Annotated in this window: 17 protein-coding genes; 6 read left to right on the top strand and 11 right to left on the bottom strand. The window is 70.8% G+C overall.

Going from position 1 to position 18466, the window contains the following annotated elements:
- Complete coding sequence (locus GGQ83_RS03455; protein WP_184382188.1) at window positions 1-1071, top strand: tartrate dehydrogenase; 1071 nt, start codon at window positions 1-3, stop codon at window positions 1069-1071.
- A 203-nt stretch (window positions 1072-1274) separates the two neighbouring features.
- A complete protein-coding gene (locus GGQ83_RS03460; RefSeq protein ID WP_184382189.1) occupies window positions 1275-1520 on the top strand; it encodes a hypothetical protein in 246 nt (81 codons plus the stop codon).
- Between the two features lie 7 nt (window positions 1521-1527).
- Here the strand turns inward: GGQ83_RS03460 and GGQ83_RS03465 are convergent, their stop codons facing one another.
- The 3 genes from GGQ83_RS03465 to GGQ83_RS03475 form a co-directional block, all read right to left on the bottom strand.
- Window positions 1528-1989 carry a DUF411 domain-containing protein gene (locus tag GGQ83_RS03465; protein ID WP_184382190.1) on the bottom strand — a complete coding sequence of 154 codons (462 nt, stop codon included), beginning with the start codon at window positions 1987-1989 and terminating at the stop codon, window positions 1528-1530.
- A 13-nt stretch (window positions 1990-2002) separates the two neighbouring features.
- A complete protein-coding gene (locus GGQ83_RS03470) occupies window positions 2003-2779 on the bottom strand; it encodes an enoyl-CoA hydratase-related protein (RefSeq protein WP_184382191.1) in 777 nt (258 codons plus the stop codon).
- A 107-nt stretch (window positions 2780-2886) separates the two neighbouring features.
- Window positions 2887-3738 carry an N-formylglutamate amidohydrolase gene (locus GGQ83_RS03475; protein ID WP_184382192.1) on the bottom strand — a complete coding sequence of 284 codons (852 nt, stop codon included), beginning with the start codon at window positions 3736-3738 and terminating at the stop codon, window positions 2887-2889.
- A 113-nt stretch (window positions 3739-3851) separates the two neighbouring features.
- Here GGQ83_RS03475 and GGQ83_RS03480 point away from each other — a divergent pair, with 113 nt between their 5' ends.
- On the top strand, window positions 3852-4658 hold the full coding sequence (locus tag GGQ83_RS03480) for a DUF169 domain-containing protein (protein ID WP_184382193.1): 807 nt from the start codon (window positions 3852-3854) through the stop codon (window positions 4656-4658).
- Here GGQ83_RS03480 and GGQ83_RS03485 read toward each other — a convergent pair.
- Entirely contained in the window at window positions 4640-5503 is an 864-nt protein-coding gene (locus GGQ83_RS03485; protein WP_184382194.1) for an amidohydrolase family protein, read from the bottom strand. The genes GGQ83_RS03480 and GGQ83_RS03485 overlap by 19 nt on opposite strands.
- Window positions 5504-5629: 126 nt before the next feature.
- Between GGQ83_RS03485 and GGQ83_RS03490 the strand changes: the two genes are divergently transcribed.
- A complete protein-coding gene (locus GGQ83_RS03490; protein ID WP_184382195.1) occupies window positions 5630-6379 on the top strand; it encodes an SDR family oxidoreductase in 750 nt (249 codons plus the stop codon).
- Between the two features lie 31 nt (window positions 6380-6410).
- Here GGQ83_RS03490 and GGQ83_RS03495 read toward each other — a convergent pair whose 3' ends face one another.
- The 4 genes from GGQ83_RS03495 to GGQ83_RS03510 are packed head-to-tail and all read right to left on the bottom strand — an operon-like array spanning window position 6411 to window position 10156.
- Window positions 6411-7220: a hypothetical protein gene (locus tag GGQ83_RS03495; RefSeq protein WP_184382196.1), complete on the bottom strand. Its 810-nt coding sequence runs from the start codon at window positions 7218-7220 to the stop codon at window positions 6411-6413.
- Window positions 7217-8020, bottom strand: coding sequence for a crotonase/enoyl-CoA hydratase family protein (locus tag GGQ83_RS03500; protein WP_184382197.1), 804 nt, complete (start codon window positions 8018-8020; stop codon window positions 7217-7219). Before GGQ83_RS03500 ends, GGQ83_RS03495 begins: the two co-directional genes overlap by 4 nt.
- A gap of 13 nt (window positions 8021-8033) precedes the next feature.
- The gene (locus GGQ83_RS03505) at window positions 8034-9017 is read right to left on the bottom strand and encodes an acyl-CoA dehydrogenase (RefSeq protein ID WP_184382198.1); all 984 of its coding nucleotides are present in this window, start codon (window positions 9015-9017) and stop codon (window positions 8034-8036) included.
- Between the two features lie 2 nt (window positions 9018-9019).
- Complete coding sequence (locus GGQ83_RS03510; RefSeq protein ID WP_184382199.1) at window positions 9020-10156, bottom strand: acyl-CoA dehydrogenase family protein; 1137 nt, start codon at window positions 10154-10156, stop codon at window positions 9020-9022.
- Window positions 10157-10248: 92 nt separating this feature from the next.
- On the opposite strand from GGQ83_RS03510, the gene GGQ83_RS03515 reads away from it, so the two are divergent.
- The gene (locus tag GGQ83_RS03515) at window positions 10249-12561 is read left to right on the top strand and encodes a xanthine dehydrogenase family protein molybdopterin-binding subunit (RefSeq protein WP_184382200.1); all 2313 of its coding nucleotides are present in this window, start codon (window positions 10249-10251) and stop codon (window positions 12559-12561) included.
- Here the strand turns inward: GGQ83_RS03515 and GGQ83_RS03520 are convergent.
- Genes GGQ83_RS03520 through GGQ83_RS03530 form a run of 3 tightly spaced genes read right to left on the bottom strand, consistent with a single transcriptional unit; the run spans window position 12533 to window position 16922 of the window.
- The gene (locus GGQ83_RS03520) at window positions 12533-13216 is read right to left on the bottom strand and encodes an aspartate racemase/maleate isomerase family protein (RefSeq protein ID WP_184382201.1); all 684 of its coding nucleotides are present in this window, start codon (window positions 13214-13216) and stop codon (window positions 12533-12535) included. The genes GGQ83_RS03515 and GGQ83_RS03520 overlap by 29 nt on opposite strands.
- A complete protein-coding gene (locus GGQ83_RS03525) occupies window positions 13213-14637 on the bottom strand; it encodes a PhoX family protein (protein WP_184382202.1) in 1425 nt (474 codons plus the stop codon). The genes GGQ83_RS03520 and GGQ83_RS03525 overlap by 4 nt, the downstream gene beginning before the upstream one ends.
- On the bottom strand, window positions 14634-16922 hold the full coding sequence (locus GGQ83_RS03530; protein ID WP_184382203.1) for a molybdopterin-dependent oxidoreductase: 2289 nt from the start codon (window positions 16920-16922) through the stop codon (window positions 14634-14636). The genes GGQ83_RS03525 and GGQ83_RS03530 overlap by 4 nt, the downstream gene beginning before the upstream one ends.
- Window positions 16923-17043: 121 nt before the next feature.
- Here GGQ83_RS03530 and GGQ83_RS03535 point away from each other — a divergent pair, with 121 nt between their 5' ends.
- Complete coding sequence (locus tag GGQ83_RS03535) at window positions 17044-18435, top strand: aspartate aminotransferase family protein (RefSeq protein WP_184382204.1); 1392 nt, start codon at window positions 17044-17046, stop codon at window positions 18433-18435.
- The last annotated feature ends 31 nt before the right edge of the window (window positions 18436-18466 follow it).

Genomic DNA, 18466 nt, shown 5'->3' on the forward strand with positions numbered 1-18466 from the left:
ATGGCCCGCACGCACCGCATCGCCGTCATTCCGGGCGATGGCATCGGCAAGGAAACCACGCCCGAGGGGCTGCGCGTCCTGGACGCCGCCGCCCGCCGCTTCGGCTTCGAGCTGAAGCTGACGGAATACGACTGGTCCTGCGAGACCTATCTCAAGACCGGCAAGATGATGCCCGATGACGGGCTGGACCAGCTCAAGGACAGCGACAGCGTTTTCCTGGGTGCCGTGGGCTGGCCCGGCGTGCCGGACCACACCTCGCTCTGGGGCCTGCTGATCCCGATTCGCCGCGGCTTCGACCAGTATGTGTCGCTGCGCCCCTGCAAGCTGCTGCCCGGCGTGAAGACGCCGCTCGCCAACCGCGAGCCGCACGAGATCGACTTCTACGTGGTGCGCGAGAACACCGAGGGCGAATATTCCAGCGTGGGCGGCCGGATGTTCCCCGGCACCGACCGCGAATTCGTCAGCCAGCAATCCATCCTGACCCGCACCGGCACGGATCGCATCATCAAGTATGCCTTCGAACTGGCCATGACCCGGCCCCGCAAGAAGGTGACCAGCGCCACCAAGTCCAACGGCATCACCTTCACCATGCCCTATTGGGACGAGCGCTTCGCCGAGATGGCGAAGAACTACCCCGAGGTGACGACCGACCAGTTCCACATCGACATCCTCTGCGCCCATTTCGTGCAGCATCCGGACTGGTTCGACGTGGTGGTGGGCTCCAACCTGTTCGGGGACATTCTTTCGGACCTGGGGCCGGCGGTGGCGGGCTCCATCGGCGTGGCGGCTTCGGCCAACATCAACCCGGAAAAGGCCTTCCCCTCGATGTTCGAGCCGGTGCATGGCAGCGCGCCGGACATCGCCGGCAAATGGATCGCGAACCCCATCGGCCAGATCTGGTCCGGGGCCATGATGCTGGAGCATCTGGGCGAGGCCCAGGCGGCGCGGGCCATCACCGATTCGATCGAGAAGCTGCTGGCCGAGGGCGGCCCCCGCACCCGCGACCTGGGCGGCCAGGCCGGCACGGTGGATGTGGGCAAGGCCATCGCGGAGGCGGTGTCCCGCGCCTGACGGGCTGGAGCACGATCCGCGAAGGCGGACACGCCAGAGCGGTGAATCGTCCTCTCGGTAAAGGCTGGACCATGATCCGTTTCGCCGGATCATGGTCCAGGGGCCATCGCGCCCCTCCCGCACCCGCGAACAACACTTGAACAGGCGTTCAGACGTCGGTATCGTATTCTGACATTGCGAGTGATTCGCAATTGGAGGGTTTCATGGGCCGCGACTACAGCCATATCGCCCGGCGCTGCGAAAGGGCGGTCATCACCGCCTACCGTGAACTGCGCGATGTGGGGCAGAACGACATGGCGGCCTTCCAGGCCTGCACAACGCTCTATCGCGTCCATCACCCCGAGGCTTCGGTGACCGAGGCGCGGCGGCTGGTCGCCGAATGGGTGGACCACCACGTGACCCGCGCCGAATCCGGCCCCACCCCGGGCTGTGGGTGCGCGGCCGAATAGGCCCCACTCAGACCGGCAGCGCGCCCCGCATGCGCAGCCAGGGCATGTGGCTGCCATCTGCCCGCCAGGCGATCACCTCATAGACCTCCGCCTCCCGCCCCGGCACTTCCATGCCCGGGGTGCCGATGGGCATGGCCGGAACCGAAAGCCCCACGAAGCCCGCCGGTCGTTCCGCCAGGAAGCGGCGGATGGCGTGGGCGGGCACATGCCCCTCCAGCGCCACCCCCCGCACCCGCGCCGCATGGCAGGAGAGCAGGTCGGAAGGCGTGCCCAGCGCGCGGCGGAACGGCCCCACGCTCGGCACCACGCGGTCCGTGACGGCGAAGCCTTCCTGACGCAGATGCGCGACCCAGCCTTCGCAGCAACCGCAATAGGGGTCGCGCCAGACCTCCACGCGAAGCCCCTCCTGGCTGGCGGCGGGAAGGGCGGGCAGGGCGAGCGCGCCCAGCAGCAGGTGGCGGCGGATCATCGGCATTCCTCCCTCAGCGCCCCACCCAGCGGGGTGCGCGCTTCTCGATGAAGGCGCGCGGGCCTTCCTGGAAATCCTCCGTCTCGCGGATCGCGCGGCTCGCCTCGCCGCACAGGGTCCAGAGGGCGTCATCCTCCAGGTCGTTCGCGCGGCGGGCAATGGCAAGGCTCTCCCGCACGGCGATCGGGGCGTTCACCGTGATCCGCGCGGCCAGGGCCAGCGCGGCCGCCATCACCTGTTCCGCCGGGACCGCGGCGTTGACCAGGCCCAGAGCCTCGGCGCGGGTGCCGGTGATGGGCTCGCCCGTCGCGATCATCTCGAAGGCGATGGCGCGCGGCAGGGCGCGGGGCAGGCGGAACACGCCGCCGGCCGCGGCCACCAGGCTGCGCTTCACTTCGGGCAGGCCGAAGGTCGCGCCCTCCGCCGCCACCGCCATGTCGCAGGCCAGCAGCAATTCCAGCCCACCCGCCAGCGCATGGCCCTGCGCCGCCGCGATCCAGGGTTTTTTCCGAGATGCGCGGACGAAGCCCGCGAAGCCGCCGCGCTCGGTGTAGAGCGCGGCCCCGCGCCCGGCCGCCACCTCCTTCAGATCCGCCCCGGCGCAGAAGGCGTGGGGGCCGGCGCCGGTCAGGATGGCCACGCGGATGTCGTCCTCCGCCTCCACCCGCGCCACGGCGGCGTCCAGCGCCTGGGCCAGCGCGCCGTTGACGGCGTTGCGCGCCTCGGGCCGGTTCAGCGTGACCAGGGCCACATGCGGGGCCACGGTCTCGAACAGGACGGCGTCGGGCATTTCGGGGGTTCCTCTTCCTGGAGCGCGCGGCGCGAACGCCGCCCGCTCCGGCCATTGTTGAGGGCGGGATTCAGCGCCTTCGGTGATTTCACCTCGACGCATCCCGCCTACAGGAAGGACCAGTCCTCCTGGGCCAGGCCGGCCAGGATGGCGGCCAGGTTGGCGCGCAGCCGGTCGAAGCCGGCGTGGCGCTCGATCCGCGCCTCGTCCATGTAGAGGCTGCGGGCGATCTCGATCTGGATGGCGTGCACCCGCTCGCGCGGGCGGCCGTAATGGCGCGTGATGTAGCCCCCGGCATAGGGGTCGTTGCGGCGCACGCGGTAGCCCTGGCGCTGCAGCGCGGCCTCGATGAGGCGCGTCGCGCGGGGCGCGCAGGCGGTGCCATGCGCGTCGCCCAGGATGATGTCGGGCTGGTCGGCGCCGGGCGCGGGGTGGCTCGGCATGGAATGGCAATCCACCAGCAGGCAGGCGCCGAACTGCACCCGCGTCTCGGCGATCAGGTCGCCCAGGGCGGCGTGGAAGGGTTCCCAGCAATTCCGCACCCGGCTTTCCGCCTCGCGGAAGGAGAGGCGGCGGCGGTAGATGGCCTCGCCGGAGGCCACCACGCGGGCGATGGTGCCGAGCCCCGCCCCCACGCGCGGGCTGCCGCTGTTCACCCAGGGCGGCAGGGGGGCGTCGAACATGCCTGGGTCCAGTTCCCAGGGCTCGCGGTTCGCGTCGCACCAGGCCCGGGGGAAGCGGGCGGCCAGCAGGGGGGCGCCGAGGCGTGGGGCGGCCGCGAAGAGGTCGTCCACGAAGGCGTCCTCGCTGCGGCGGAGGGATTGCGCGTCCAGCCGCGCGGCGTCCAGGAATTCCAGAGTGTAGTCCCGCCCCGAATGCGGCGAGGTGAAGACCAGCGGGCAGAGGGCCGTGGCGGGTCGGGTCAGGTCATAGGCGGTGAGGGGGGCGTGCTGGTCCATGGGTCCGCCCTACACCACCACGCGCGCGCGCCGCTGTCACCCGCCGGCTTCCGGGGGGCGGCGCATTCGTGCCACGCTGCACGGGTCCGGCAAGAAATCAGGAGGAAACCGCCATGCCCGATGGCATCACCGAGAAACCCGCGCCGACGGGGCCGGAGCTGGTCCAGCTCGCCTCACAGCTGTCGGAGCTGTTGAAACTCCGCACCCTGCCCTTCGGCATGAAGCTGATGCGCGACGCGGCCGAGCTGGATTCCGTCCAGGGGCTGCGCCGCCCGCCGACGGGCAAGCGCTTTTCCACCTGCCAGCTTGTCACGCAGGCGCGCATCGCGGGCTTCACGCTCGCCATCACCCACGACAACGTGCCGGAATTCTCCAATTGCGGCGGGGTGATCGGGCTGAACCAGCCCTCCGACCTCTATCTGTCCGGCCGCAAGATGGAGGGCGTGTGGTTCGAGAACCTGGAGGCCTCGGCCGCGCACCAGGCGCAGATGCCGCGGGTGCCGCCCGAATACCACGCGCTGGTGGTCTCGCCCCTGCGGTCGGGAAGGCTGAACCCGCCGGATGTCTGCCTGTTCTACGCCAACCCCGCGCAGATGATCCTGTTCATCAACGGGCTGCAATGGCGCAACTACCGCCGCTATGACTTCTCGATCACCGGGGAGAGCGCTTGCGCGGACAGCTGGGGCCGGGCCCTGCGCGACCGGACGGTGTGCCTCTCCATCCCCTGCTATGCCGAGCGGCGCTATGGCGGCGTGGCCGATGACGAGATGCTGATGGCCTGCCCCCCCGCCGATCTCGCGCGCGGGATCGAGGGGCTGATGGGACTGGCCAAGGCGGGGCTGCGCTATCCCATCATGCCCTATGGCCCGCAATCGGACCCCGCGGCGGGCATGGACAAGAGCTACGCCGGAAAGGCGTAGAGCTTCGCGGGGTTGTCCACGAGGACGCGCTGGCGCGTGGCCTCGTCGGGCAGCCAGTCGTCCAGCCAGTCGAGCAGCAGGCCGTCATCGAGCATCTGCTCCGGCGTGGCGAATTGCGTGTGCGGCCAGTCGGTGCCCCAGACGCAGCGTTCGGGCGCCGCGGTGAGGAAGCGGCGCGCCAGCGGTGCCAGATCGTCATAGGGCGGGCGGCTGGCGCGGTAGCCGCAGAGCTTCACCCAGGCGCGGCCCGTGTCGAGCAGCCGGCAGGCGGCGTCCATGGCGGGGCTTTGGGCACCATCGGCGGCGCGGGCGCCGGCCATGTGGTCCAGCACCACGGGCACGGGCAGCCCAGCGAGGCGGGGGGCCAATTCCACCAGCGCCTCGCCCTTGAGGAAGAGCTGGATGTGCCAGCCCAAGGGCGCGATGCGGCGGGCCAGGGCTTCAAGTTGTTCCAGCGGCGCGCCATTGCCGCTGACGGCGTTGAAGCGCACGCCCACCGCCCCGGCATCGGCCATGGCCTGCAAGGGCGCGTCATCCTCCACCACCACGATGGCGCGGCTGTCGGCCCGGCCAAGTTGTTCCACCGCATCCAGCGTCACGGCATTGTCGGTACCATAGACGCTGGCCTGCACGATGACGCGCCGCGTCAGCCCCAGCGTGTTCGCCATGTCCAGGTAGTGCGGCACCAGCGCGGGCGGCGGCGTGTAAGGGCGCGCCTCGCTCAGCGGGAAGCGGTCATAGGGGCCGAAGATGTGGAAGTGGCTGTCGCAGGCGCCCACGGGCGCGCGGCGGCGCGGGGCGTTGGTGCGGGCGTTCGCGGGGGCGCAGGTGAAGGTCAGGTCCATGTGACGTCGGATCCGCGGAGGTGGAACACCGGAGCGGTGAATCCGCCGCCCGGCACGGCACCAGATTGCGGCCCGCGCGCCCCCGGCGCAATCTTGCGCCGCAATGAGCCAGGGGAGCGAGACGGCATGAGCAAGGTGGCGGTGGTGACGGGTGCCAGCACGGGAATCGGGCGGGCCTCCGCGCTGGCTTTATTGAAGGCGGGCTATCGCGTGGCGCTGGTGGCGCGCCGCCAGGCCGACCTGGAGGAGACGGCGCAGATGGCCGGTTCCAATGCCGGCAATGCCATGCCCGTGCCCACCAATGTGGCCGACCCGGACAGCGTGGCCGCGGTCTTCACGAAGCTGAAGGCGGAATGGGGCCGCTGTGACCTGCTGTTCAACAACGCCGGCATGGGCGTGCAGGGCTTCCTGCTGGAGGACCTTCCCGTGGAGAAGTGGCAGGAGGTGGTGAACGTCAACCTCAATGGCAGCTTCTACTGCGCGCAGCAGGCCTTCCGCATGATGAAGGAGCAGTCGCCGCAGGGCGGCCGCATCATCAACAACGGCTCGATCAGCGCGCATGCGCCGCGGCCGGACAGCATCGCCTACACGGCCACCAAGCACGCCATCACGGGGCTGACGAAGTCGCTGGCGCTGGACGGGCGGAAATACAACATCTGTGCGGGCCAGGTGGACATCGGCAACGCGGCGACGAACATGACTCAGCGCATGACCAAGGGCGTGAAGCAGCCCAATGGCGAGATGGTGGTGGAACCGACCATGGACGTGCAGAACGTGGCCAACGCCATCGTCTACATGGACAGCCTGACCCTGGACGCGAACGTGCTGTTCATGACCATCAAGGCGACGAAGATGCCGTTCGAGGGGCGCGGCTGATTCACGCCGTCGCCGGTTGCGGCGACGGCGATCAGATGCGGAAGGCGGCGCCCAGCACGCCGCCATTCACCACCATCCGACCGATGGCGTCCTGGATGAAGGCATCCAGCACCGCGTTCACGCGCGGCAAATCGGGCGGTGGTGGCAGGCGCGGCAGCAGGGTCGCCATGCGGCCCGCTTCCTTCCGCGCCAGCTCGCGCGTGGCGGCGATGGCCGCCTGCAACTCGCCGCGCGCGTGCAGCGGCGCCAGCACACCATGCGCCAGCGCCAGCGCGCCCGGCCAATGCGCCATGTGGCGATACATGCTGGCCAGGATGGGCTGTTCCGCCGTGCTGCCCATGGCGTTCAGCGCCAGCACCATCTCCGCCGCGTGCGGCGGCATCTCGTGCAGCGCCAGCAGGGCGGGCAACGGGATGGGTGCTTCGTCAGGGAAGATCGGCGCGCGCGGCGTGCCGCTGGCGACGAAGCCCGGTGCCGTGCTTTCGCGCAGCAGGGTGAGAGCCGCCAGCGCCATGGGGTTGCTGCGGTCATAGGCCGCGATCACGTCGCGCACCGGGGCGGGGTCGAGGCCGATGCAGGCCCAGGCCGCCGCCGGCACGCGCGGCGCCTCCGGCAGCGGGCGGTCGGCGCGCAGCACAGCCGCCGCCGCCGCCACATGCCCGCCGACATAGAGCGGCTTCAGGCTCGCCCAGGCCCAGGGCAGCGCACCGTCGAACACCGCCAGGTGCCGCCAGATCAGGTTCACCACGCCGATGCGATAGGTGGCGCGGATATCGGCGAAGATCTCCGCGATCTCGCCCGTCGCCTCCGCTTCGACAGTGGCGGGGACGGGGTCGCTCATCGCCCGGTGAAGACGCCGGGCCGCTTTTCCAGCATCGCGTTCACCGCTTCCTTGTGGTCCGCCGTCTCGTGCGCGATGGCCTGGAACGCTGCCGACATTTCCAGGAGCGAGGCGAGCGACATGTGCTGCCCTTCGCGCAGCAGCCGCTTGGTCATGCGCAGCACCTGGGGCGGGTTCTTCGCCACGCGCGCGGCCAATTCCCGCGCGGCGCCCATCAACTCGCCATGCGGCACCACGCGGCTGACGAGGCGCGCGGCCAGCGCCTGCTCGGCGTTCAGCGGGTCGCCGGTGAAGGACATCTCCGCCGCCATCGCCATGCCCACCGCGCGCGGCAGCAGCCAGGCGCCGCCATCGCCGGGCACGATGCCCACGCGCACGAAGCTTTCCGCGAAGATGGCCTTCTCGCTCGCCACGCGCATGTCGCACATGCAGGCGAGGTCGAGCCCCGCGCCGATGGCGGCACCATTCACGGCGGCGATGGTGGGCAGGTCCAGCTCCCACAGGGCCAGCGGAATGCGCTGGATGCCGCGCCGGTAGTTCTCGCGCATCACGGCCGGGCTGTCGGCGGCCATGATGCCCTTGCGGTCCCGCATGCCCTTCAGGTCACCGCCCGAGCAGAAGGCGGGGTCCGCGCCGGTCAGGATCACGCAGCGCACACTGTCATCGCGCGCGATGCGGCGGCACGCGTCCTCGACTTCCGCGCAATCCTCGAAGGAGGAGATGGCGTTGCGTCGGTCAGGTGCATTCAGCGTGAGCGTGACGACTGGGCCGTCCTGCTCGATCTTGAGGAAGTTCGTCATGCCAGGTGTTCCTTCAGGCGTCGCGCGCGGTCAGGTCGGGCCAGAGGTTCGCACCGCCGCGGGCAAGAGCAAGTTTGCCGATCTCGGCGGCCCAGGCGCGGTCGGTGCCGCCCTCCTCGCGCCAGGCCCAGAGGCGGCGGGTGAAATGGTGCAGCTCATGGTCCTCGGTGATGCCGATGGCGGCGAAGACCTGGTGCGCGGTGGCGGCACCGAAGGTCGCGGCCTCGCCCGCCACGACCTTGGCGCAGCCGATCTCGAAACCCGCCTCCGCCAGCCCGCGCGCATCCACCGCGCGGGCGGCATTGCTGACGGCGACTTGCACGGCCGCGACCTCACCCGCCATGGCGGCCAATTGCTGCTGCACCGCCTGGAACTTGCCGATGGGCCGGCCGAATTGCCGCCGCGTATTGGCCCAGTCCACGGCCAGCGCCAGGATGCGTTCCAAGGCGCCCGCGATCTGCGCGGCGCGGATCAGCGCCAAGCCCTGCCGCAGCGCGCGCGGACCATGGCTGTTGGGCAGGATGCCGGCGGCGCTGCGCTGGCCCAGCGTCAGGTCATCGCGCGGTTCACGTCCGATGTTCGCGCCCGGGGTGGCGCCCTCGACGGGGTGCAGCGTCAGCCGCGCGCCGTCCAGCTTCACCGCATTCGTGGCATGGCGGCCGAAGGGCGCGGCCTTCTCGCCCAAGGCGAGCACGCCATCGGGCACCTCCACACCCGCCGCCGAGAGCAGGGCAGCGCCCAGCATGGTCTCGGCCATGGGCACGGGCGCGCCATGCTTGCCCAGCACCTGCCAGAGTGCTGCCGCATCGCCCCAGGAAAGGCCGACGCCGCCCGCCTCTTCCGGCACCAGGGCCAGGGCGAGGCCCTGTTCGCTCAAGCCATCCCAGAGGGATTGCGGGAAATGGCCCGCCTCGACCTCGCGCAGCGGCGCGACGCCGCCCGCATCGGCCACCAGCCGTTCCACCTGCTCGACGAGAATGCTGCGAAGTTCACTCATGGTCAGCGCAATCCCAGATCGCGCGCGATGATCCCGCGCAGAATTTCCCGCGTGCCGCCGCGCAGGCTGAAGGTGGGCGTCAGCTGCGTCAGCGCCGCCAGCAGCGCGCGGAGTTCGGCAGGGCTGTCCTCGGGGTCGAGCAGGCCGCGCAGATGCTCGGGCAGGACCTGTTCGAAGACATTGCCCACATCCTTCACGAGCGCGGCCTCCACCGCTGGGTCCTCGCCGCGTTCCAGCATCCCGCCCACCGAGAGCGACATGCCACGCAGCGCCGACAGCCGCGCGACCATCCGGCCCACGCTGACCTCCGCCCCCGGCACGGGGTTCGCGGCCAGCGCATCCAGCCCTTGCGAGAGGGCCGGGAAAGAGGAGAGGTAGCGGTCCGGCCCGCTGCGCTCGAAGGCGAGTTCGCTGGTGGCCTGCGCCCAGCCCGCGCCCTCCGCGCCGACCAGGTCATCCTCGCCCAGCATCACGTCGTCGAAGGTGACCTCGTTGAAACTGTCCGCGCCCGCCAGGTCGCGGATGGGGCGGATGGAGATGCCCGACAGCTTCAAGTCCACCAGGAATTGCGACAGCCCGGCATGGCGCGACCCGCCCTCCGGCGCCGGCGAGGTCCGCACCAGCGCGATCATGTAGTCGGACTTATGCGCGAAGGTCGTCCAGATCTTGCGGCCGTTCAATTTCCAGCCGCCCGGCACGCGCTCGGCCTTGGTGCGGAGGTTGGCGAGGTCGCTGCCCGCATCGGGCTCGGAGAGGCCGATGCAGAAGGCGAGTTCGCCGCGCGCGATGCCGGGCAGGATGCGGCGGCGCTGTTCCTCGGTGCCCAGCCGCAGGATCAGCGGGCCGGATTGCCGGTCGCCGATCCAGTGCGCGCCCACGGGGGCGCCGGCGGCCAGCATTTCTTCCAGCACCACCACGCGCTCCAGGCCCGAACGCTCATGCCCGCCATAGGCCGCGGGCCAGGTCATCCCGATCCAGCTGCGGGCGCCCACCTCGCGGGAGAAGTCCCGGTCGAAGCCCATCCAGGAACGGGCGCGGATGTCGGGCGTCCAGGCGCGGCCCGCCTCGGCCAGGAAGGCGCGCAGCTCGGCGCGCAGGGCCTCCGCACCCGGGGGTGTGTCGGGCAGGTCAAAGCGCATGTTGTCTCCTCCGCGAAGAAGCGTAACGGCCCTGCGTTGCCAGGGCGACCCCCCACACCTAGTTTGCAGGGAAGCCTTGGGGAGACATGTTCATGGACCAATTCGGCATCGGCCAGCCTGTGCGTCGCAAGGAAGACGTGCGGCTGCTGACGGGGGCGGGCACCTACACCGACGACATCAACCGCGAGGGCCAGGCCTGGGCGGTGGTGCTCCGCAGCCCGCACGCCAATGCGCGCATCCTCTCCATCGACACCCAGGCCGCGAAATCCGCGCCCGGCGTTCTGGCGGTGCTGACGGGCCATGACGCGGATGCCGATGGCTTGGGCCTGTTTCCCGTGCAGGTCGAGGTGCCGGGGCTGGACGGCAAGCCCGTCTGGTGCCCGCCGCGCAAGACGCTGCAGACCGACTTCGTGCGCTTCGTGGGCGACCCGGTGGTGCTGGTGGTGGCCGAGACGCGCGCCCAGGCGCAGGACGCGGCCGAGCTGGTCGAGGTGGACTACGATATCCTGCCCTCAGTCACCGACACGGCCGCCGCCGCCGCGCCTGATGCGCCGGTGATCTGGGAGCAGCTGGGCTCCAATGTCTGCGTGTATTGGTCCAACAAGCGCGAGGCCCAGGCCGAGGAAGCCTTCGCGAAGGCCGCGCGGACCGTCAGCGTCGAACTGGTGAACAACCGCCTGGTGGGCAACCCGATGGAGCCGCGCGTGGCGCTGGGCGAATACGACGCGGCCAAGGACCACTACACGCTGCACAGCCCCACCCAGGGCGTGGTGCGCGTGCGTGAGGGGCTGGCGCAACACATCTTCAAGATCCCCAAGGAGAAGATGCGCGTCATCAGCCCCGATGTGGGTGGCGGCTTTGGCCTGCGCGGCAAGCTCTTCCCCGAGAGTGCCATGGTGCTCTGGGCCTCGAAGCGCCTGGGCCGCCCGGTGAAGTGGCGCTCCGACCGCACGGAAACCTTCATGTGCGACCCGCACGGGCGCGACCACGTGACCCACGCCGAGATGGCCTTCGACGCGAACGGCAAGATTCTCGGCATGAAGGTCGAGACCATCGCGGCGATGGGCGGCTACCTGTTCGACTTCGGCCCGCGCATCCCGACCGTCGCGGGCGGGCGCATCCAGGGCACGGTCTATGACATGCAGGCCGTCAGCACGCGGGTGAAGTGCGTGTTCACGAACACCGCCCCCACCGACGCCTATCGCGGCGCGGGCCGGCCCGAGACGGCCTATGTGATCGAACGCCTGCTCGACCAGGGCGCGGCTGCCTTCGGCATCAGCCGCGAGGAGATCCGCGCCCGCAACTACGTGAAGCCCGGGCAGATTCCCTATGTGAACTGCGCCGGCAACGAGATTGACAGCGGCCGCTTCGAGGAAACCCAGCAGCAGGCGCTGGCGCTGATGGACTGGGACGGCTTCGCCGCCCGCCAGGCCGAAAGCCGCGCGCGCGGCAAGCTGCGCGGCCGGGGCCTGGGCTTCTTCATCGAGGCCTCGGGCGGGCAGCCGGCGGAATGGGCGCGGGTCCGCATCAACGAACAGGGCGAGGCGCTGGTGCATGTCGGCACCTTCAGCCATGGCCAGGGGCATGAGACGGCCTTCGCGCAGGTGCTGCACGCGCGCCTCGGCATCCCCTTCGACAAGGTGCGGCTGATCCAGGGCGATTCCGACGTGGTGCCGGCGGGTGGCGGCACGGGTGGCTCACGCTCCTCGCAGATGGGCGGTGTCGCGGTGGCGCGCGCCTCGGAACTCGTGCTGGCCAAGGCCAAGCGCCTCGCCGCGCTGATCCTGGAAGCGGCCGAAGCCGACATCGAGCATGAGGGCGAGGTCTTCCGCATCGCCGGCACCGACCGGACCATCACCTGGGCCGACATCGCCCAGGCCGAAATCCCGGGCGAGACGCCGGGGCTGGACGAGGAACTGCTCTACAAGCGCAACACCGAGTGCAACTTCCCCAATGGCTGCCACGTGGCCGAGGTGGAGGTGGACACCGACACGGGCGAGGTCGCCGTGGTGCGCTACGCCGCCGTGGATGATGTGGGCGTGCCGCTGAACCCGCTGCTGGTGCATGGGCAATGCCATGGCGGCATCGTCTCGGGCATCGGCCAGGCGCTTTATGAACATGCGCGCTATGACGCCGAGAGCGGCCAGTTCCTGACCGCCACCTTCCAGGACTACTGCCTGCCGCGCGCCGCCGATCTGCCGGACCTGGAGGTGGACCTGAACGTGGTGCCCTGCCCGTCGAACGACCTCGGTGTGAAGGGCGCGGGCGAGGGCGGCTCCTGCGGCGCGCCGCCCGCGGTGGTCAGCGCGGTGTGCGATGCGCTGGGTGTCGCGCATATCGACATGCCGGTGACGCCGGAGAAGGTCTGGGCCGTGCTCAGCCAGCAGCGGATGGCGGCGGAATAAGCGCAAGCCCGCCTTCCACGCCCAGCGCCGTGGCGTCCCACAAGGGCCGCCCGGCCACCTCCGGCCCCAGCGCGGCCACGGGGCAGTTCGTGCACCAGCCCAGCAGCACATCGCAATGCGGGGCCACCGCCTCGCATTGCGCGCGCAGCCGCTCCAGCGGCATGGCGGCGTAGGAGAGGTTGTCGGTCAGCCCCAGATGGCTTTCCGCCGAGACGACCCAGCCGCGCCCGGCGAAGGCGTCCAGCAGGCGCGCCTGATAGGCATCGGCATAGGGCGTAATCAGGCCGAGCCGCGTCGGCCCTCGCGCCTTGAGCCGCGCCTCCAGCACCAGCGCCGAGGTGGTGGCCGGCACGCCCGTGGCGGCCGTGATGCGCGCCACGAGGTCCCGGTCATGGTCGAGGCCGATGATCCCGCCCTTGCTGCCATTCCACACGATGACGTCGGGTTTCGCGTGCGACAGCAGTTCCGCCGCGCCCAGCATCCCGTCCAGGTCGTAGCGATCCGGAAAGCGGTCCACCGCGCCATGCACGGCAATCCGGGAAAAAATGGGCAGCACGTCGGGCTGCGCGCGCAGCATGGCCTGGGTCACCGCCTCCACCACCGTGTTGCCGGAGGGAGTGATGGTGGCCAGCACGCGCGGCCCGGGCAGGATCATCCCCGCGTGAGCGCGATGATGGCCGAACGCGGCGGCTGCCCGGCCGCGAATTCCGGCCAGCGTGTCGCGGGGCGGTTGAAGCTCGACCCCTGCTCGGCGCCTGGGCGGCGGACGGCGGCGAAGATGGTGCCGCCATCGGGGCTGGCCACCGCGCCGCCCACATCGGCCGCGCGGGGCGCGCCGTAGATGGCATTGGCCCGCCCGCCCTCGGTCAGCCAGAGCGGCTGGGCATTGGCACCCACCACGCCCTCGCCCAGCCCGCCCAGCAGCACGCGGCCGCGCGGGTCGGCGCTGACGCTGCCCAGCCGACCCATGCCCTGGCCGCCCAGGCGCCCCACGGCCATGGAATCGGCGGCCGGGTCACCGCCATCCGGCGTCAGGGAAAGCGCGCCGAAATCGCCACAGGCCAGCAGGCGGTTGCCACGGGCGTCCCAGTCCAGCCCCTGCGGGCGGTCCATGGCGGTGGCGCCGGCCTGGCGCGCGGCTTCCGGCGGGTTGGCATAGGCGGCTTGCGGCAGGGCCAGCCAGGTCAGCCGCCCGCCCTGCATCCGCGCGGCCGAGAGCGTACCGAGCGCCAAGGCCCCCGGCGCCGCCGGCCCTTCCGAGACGAAGCGGAACAGGTAACCGCCCGCCCCCTGCTCGGCCAGGAAGACCACGGCGCGGCCGTCGCGGCTGGCGGCGGCGGCGGCATCGGCCTTGGGGAAGCGGCCCAGCGCCGTCTGCTTCACCGGGATGGATTGCGGGTCCAGCGCGTCCAGCTCCACCACCCAGCCATAGGCCTCGCCCCTGCCGAAATCGGGCAGGCGGCCGGCCCAGGGGGAGGGGTCGCCCTCGGTCAGCAGCAGGGTGCCCCAGGGGGTCGCGGCGCCGCCCGTGGGGGCGAGCAGGCCGCGCACCGCGCCGCCCAGAATCTCGGCGCCCGGCCCGCTGGTGGAGCAGAGGTTGGCCGCGGTCAGCCGCCGCGCCTGGAAGCCGCCATCCACGATGATCCAGCGCCCGCCCTGCTGTTCCAGGTTCAACAGGCTGGCGCCCTGCATGCGGGACGCGACCTCGGGCTGGTCCACCCCGCCGGGGAAGGCCACGGCGGGGTTCACCGTCGGGTGGGCCACGGCCAGCACGGCGCGGCGCACGCCATCGGCGGCCGGGGGGGGCACGACCAGGGCCGCGATGCGCGCATCCCAGCCGAACTGCGTGCCGGCGCCCTCGGCATCCAGCCGCGCCGGGTCGAAGGGCGGCGCGTCGAAGGTGACGCGGTCGCCCCAGCGGATCAGCGTGGCGCGGCGCCAGCCGGGGGCCGTGCTGTCATCCTGCGCCACCGGGGGCAGGGCCGAGGGGGGCAGGGCCGAGGGGGACAGGCCTTGGGCCAGGGCGGCGGCCGGCAGCAGGGCCGGCGTGGCGAGCAGGGTGCGGCGAAGGATCAAGCGGTGGCTTCCTCGATGACGGGGGGGATATGGGCGCGCACCGGCGGCAATTCACCCGTCCATGGCTCCACCCGCACCAGGCAGGATTGCGCCGACAGGCCCTGGGTGAGGCTGGAGGTCGCCACATCGGCCGTGAGCACATTGGGGTTGCCATGGACGCAGAGGCTGCCGGGCACGCCGGGTTCCAGCGGGTCGAACCAGGCGCCGGTGGCCAGCAGCACCACGCCGCGCAGCAGCCGGTCATCCAGCCGCAGCCCCGCCAGGCAGGCGCCGCGTGCGTTGAAGACGCGCAGCACCTGGCCGTCGGTGAGGCCGCGCGCGGCGGCATCCTCGGGGTGCATCAGGATGGGCTCGCGCCCCTGGATCTTGTCGCGCGCGGCGATCGGCCCGGGGTCGAGCTGGGAGTGCAGCCGCGTGGGGGGCTGGTAGCTGAGAAGGTGCAGTTCGTCCTGCGCGGCACCCCCCAGCCATTCGCGGGGCGTGATCCAGGTCGGCAGGCCGGGGCAGTCGGGCAGGGCGAAGCTTGCGATGGTCTCGCTGAACAGCTCCACCTTGCCGGAGGGCGTGTCGAGGGGGTGCTCTTCCGGGTCGGCGCGGAACTCGGCGAACTGGGTGTACTCCTCGCCGGGCGTCTGCGCGGGCAGTTCGACATGGCCCGCCGCCCAGAAGGCGTCGAAATCGGGCGCGTCGAAGCCCACCCGGCCGCAGGCGGTGCGCCACTTGTCGTAGAGGAAGCGCAGCCAGGCGCCCTCGTCGCGCTGTTCGGTGAAGCGGTCGCGGAAGCCCGCGGCATCGGCGATGTCGGCCAGCATGTCGTGGTCGTTCCGCGCCTGGCCCTGGGGTGGGATGGCCTGGTGCATGGCGCGCAGGAAGCGGTCGCGCGACGAGTGCCCGATGTCGTTGCGTTCCAGCGTGGTGGTGGCGGGCAGCACGATGTCGGCGTGGCGGGCCACGGCGGTCCACCAGGGTTCGCTGACCACGATGGTCTCGGGGTGGGACCAGGCGCGTTGCAGGCGGTTGAGGTCCTGGTGATGGTGGAAGGGGTTGCCGCCCGCCCACCACACCATGCGGATATCGGGCAGCGGCAGGTCGCGGCCGTTATAGGCCAGGGTGCCGCCCGGCCGTTCCAGCAATTCGGTGATGCGCCCCACCGGGATGAAGTGCGACACGGGGTTGCGCGTGGCCGGCAGGCTGAGCGAGGGCATCTCCCGCCGCGGATTGCCGATGCCGCCCGAGGAACCATAGCCGAAGGCCACGCCCTGCCCCGGCTTGCCGATGTTGCCGAGTGCCGCGGCCAGCGCCACCAGCGCCCAGTAGGGCTGCTCGCCATAATCGGCGCGTTGCAGGGACCAGGCGGCGGTCAGCATGGTCGGGTTGTCCACGCAGCGCTCAGCGAGGTCACGGATGGTGGCGGCGAGCACGCCGGTGATGCCCTCGGCCCATTCGGGCGTGCGGTCATCCAGCGTGGCGCGCAGCTTGTCCCAGCCGACGCAATGGGTGGCGAGGAAGCCGCGATCCTCGCGCCCCAGCGCCACGATGTGCTGCAGCATGGCCAGCATCAGCGCGGCATCGGTGCCAGGACGGATGGGCACCCATTCGGCGTTCAGCGCATCCTCGGTGTCGCCGCGATAGGGCGAGATGTTCACCATCCGCACGCCCGCCGCCGCCGCGCGCCGCATGTTCGGCCCATAGGTCATGGCCGCGCCGCCCGAGGTGACATACCCGTTCTTCGCCGCCAGCCCGCCGAAGCACAGCATCAGCTTGGCGTGCCGGGCGATGGCGGCCCAGTCGGTCATGCGGCCCAGCACCACCTCGTTGGTGCCCATGATGTGCGGCACCAGGGCCTGGGCGGTGGCGTAGGAATAGGCGTTGACGCTGTAGGTGTAGCCGCCGCCCATGCCCAGGAAGCGCTGCAGCTGGCTCTTGGCGTGGTGGAAGCGCCCGGCGGAGGACCAGCCATAGGAGCCGCCATAGATCGCGGCATCGCCATGCTCGGCGCGGACGCGGGCGGTTTCCTCGGCCAGCAGCCGCGTCACGCGGTCCCAGGAGACGGGCACGAAGGCATCGCCGCCGCGCAGCGCGCCCCGCCGGCGCCCCTCCAGCCAGCCCTTGCGGACATAGGGGCGGTCCACCCGGGCGGCGCTATGGACCGTCTCCGGCATGCTTTCGATGAGCGTGGCCGGCACCGGGTCCTGCGCGAAGGGGCGCACGCCGACCAGCCGCCCATTCTCGGTCACGGCGTCGAAGAAGCCCCAATGGGCGGCGTGCGGCTTGATCTCGGTCATCGCGGGCAGGGCTCCGGCTGATGGGGCGGGTCGTGGTGAAGAGCGTCAAGCGATGCCGTGACGCGCTGCCATCTGTGAGCCTACACTGTGGCCGACTGAGGCCAAGGCAGGAACCCATCCCATGACTCCCCCGCGCAATTCCACCGCCATCCGTGACGTCGCCAGCGTGCTGCACCCCTACACCGATGCCCGCGCGCACCAGAAGAACGGCCCGCTGGTCATCACCCGCGGCGAGGGCGTGCGCGTCTTCGACGACCAGGGGAAGAGCTACATCGAGACGGTGGCGGGGCTGTGGTGCGCGGCGCTGGGCTTCCATAATGAACGCCTGGTGCAGGCGGCGACGAAGCAGATGCGCCAGCTTCCCTTCTACCATGGCTTCACCGGCCGCACGCACGAACCCCAGGTGGACCTGGCCGAGATGCTGCTGGAACGCGCCCCGGTGCCGATGAGCAAGGTGTTCTTCGCCAATTCGGGTTCCGAGGCGAATGACAGCGCCATCAAGATGATCTGGTACTACAACAACGCCGTGGGCCGGCCGCAGAAGAAGAAGATCATCAGCCGCCTCAAGGGCTATCATGGCGTGACCATCGCCTCGGCCTCGCTGACCGGCCTGCCCTACAACCATAAATTCTTCGACCTGCCGATCGCGGGGATTCTGCACACCGGCACACCGCACCACTACCACAACGCCCGTCCCGGCGAATCGGAGGAGGCCTTCGCGACCCGCCTCGCCGAGGAGCTGGATGCGATGATCGTGGCCGAAGGCCCCGAGACGGTCGCGGCCTTCTTCGCCGAGCCTGTCATGGGTGCCGGCGGCGTCATCATCCCGCCCGCCACCTACTTCGAAAAAATCCAGGCGGTGCTGAAGAAGCACGACGTGCTGCTGGTGGCGGACGAGGTCATCTGCGGCTTCGGCCGCACCGGGGAATACTGGGGCAGCCAGAGCCTCGGCATGCGGCCGGACATCCTGACCTGCGCCAAGGCGCTGTCCTCCAGCTACCTGCCCATCTCGGCCGTCATGGTGAATGAGCGGGTCTTCGAGGGGCTGGCCGATGGCAGCGCGGGCCTGGGCACCTTCGGCCATGGCTTCACCTATTCGGGCCACCCGGTGGCCGCCGCCGTCGCGGTCGAGACGCTGAAGATCTACGACGAGATCGACATCGTGGGCCATGTGAAGCGCGTGGCGCCCACCATGCAGGACGGGCTGCGGGCGCTGGCCGGCCACCCGCTGGTGGGCGAGGTGCGCGGCATGGGGCTGATCGGCGCGGTGGAACTGGTGGCGGACAAGGCGACGCACGCCAATTTCGACCCCGCGCTGAAGATCGCGCCGCGCCTGGTGAAGATCGCGGAAAGCCACGGGCTGATCTTGCGCAGCCTGCCCAATGACAGCATCGCCTTCTCGCCGCCGCTGGTCATCACCGAGGCCGAGATCACCGACATGGTGACCCGCTTCGGCGCCGCGCTGGATGAACTGGCGGTGACGCTGCGGCGGGAATCCCTCGCCGCCGTGTGAGGGAGGCGGGGCCTTAACGCTCCGCTAAGGC

The organism is Roseococcus suduntuyensis (assembly GCF_014196305.1).
Classification (GTDB): Bacteria; Pseudomonadota; Alphaproteobacteria; order Acetobacterales; family Acetobacteraceae; genus Roseococcus; species Roseococcus suduntuyensis.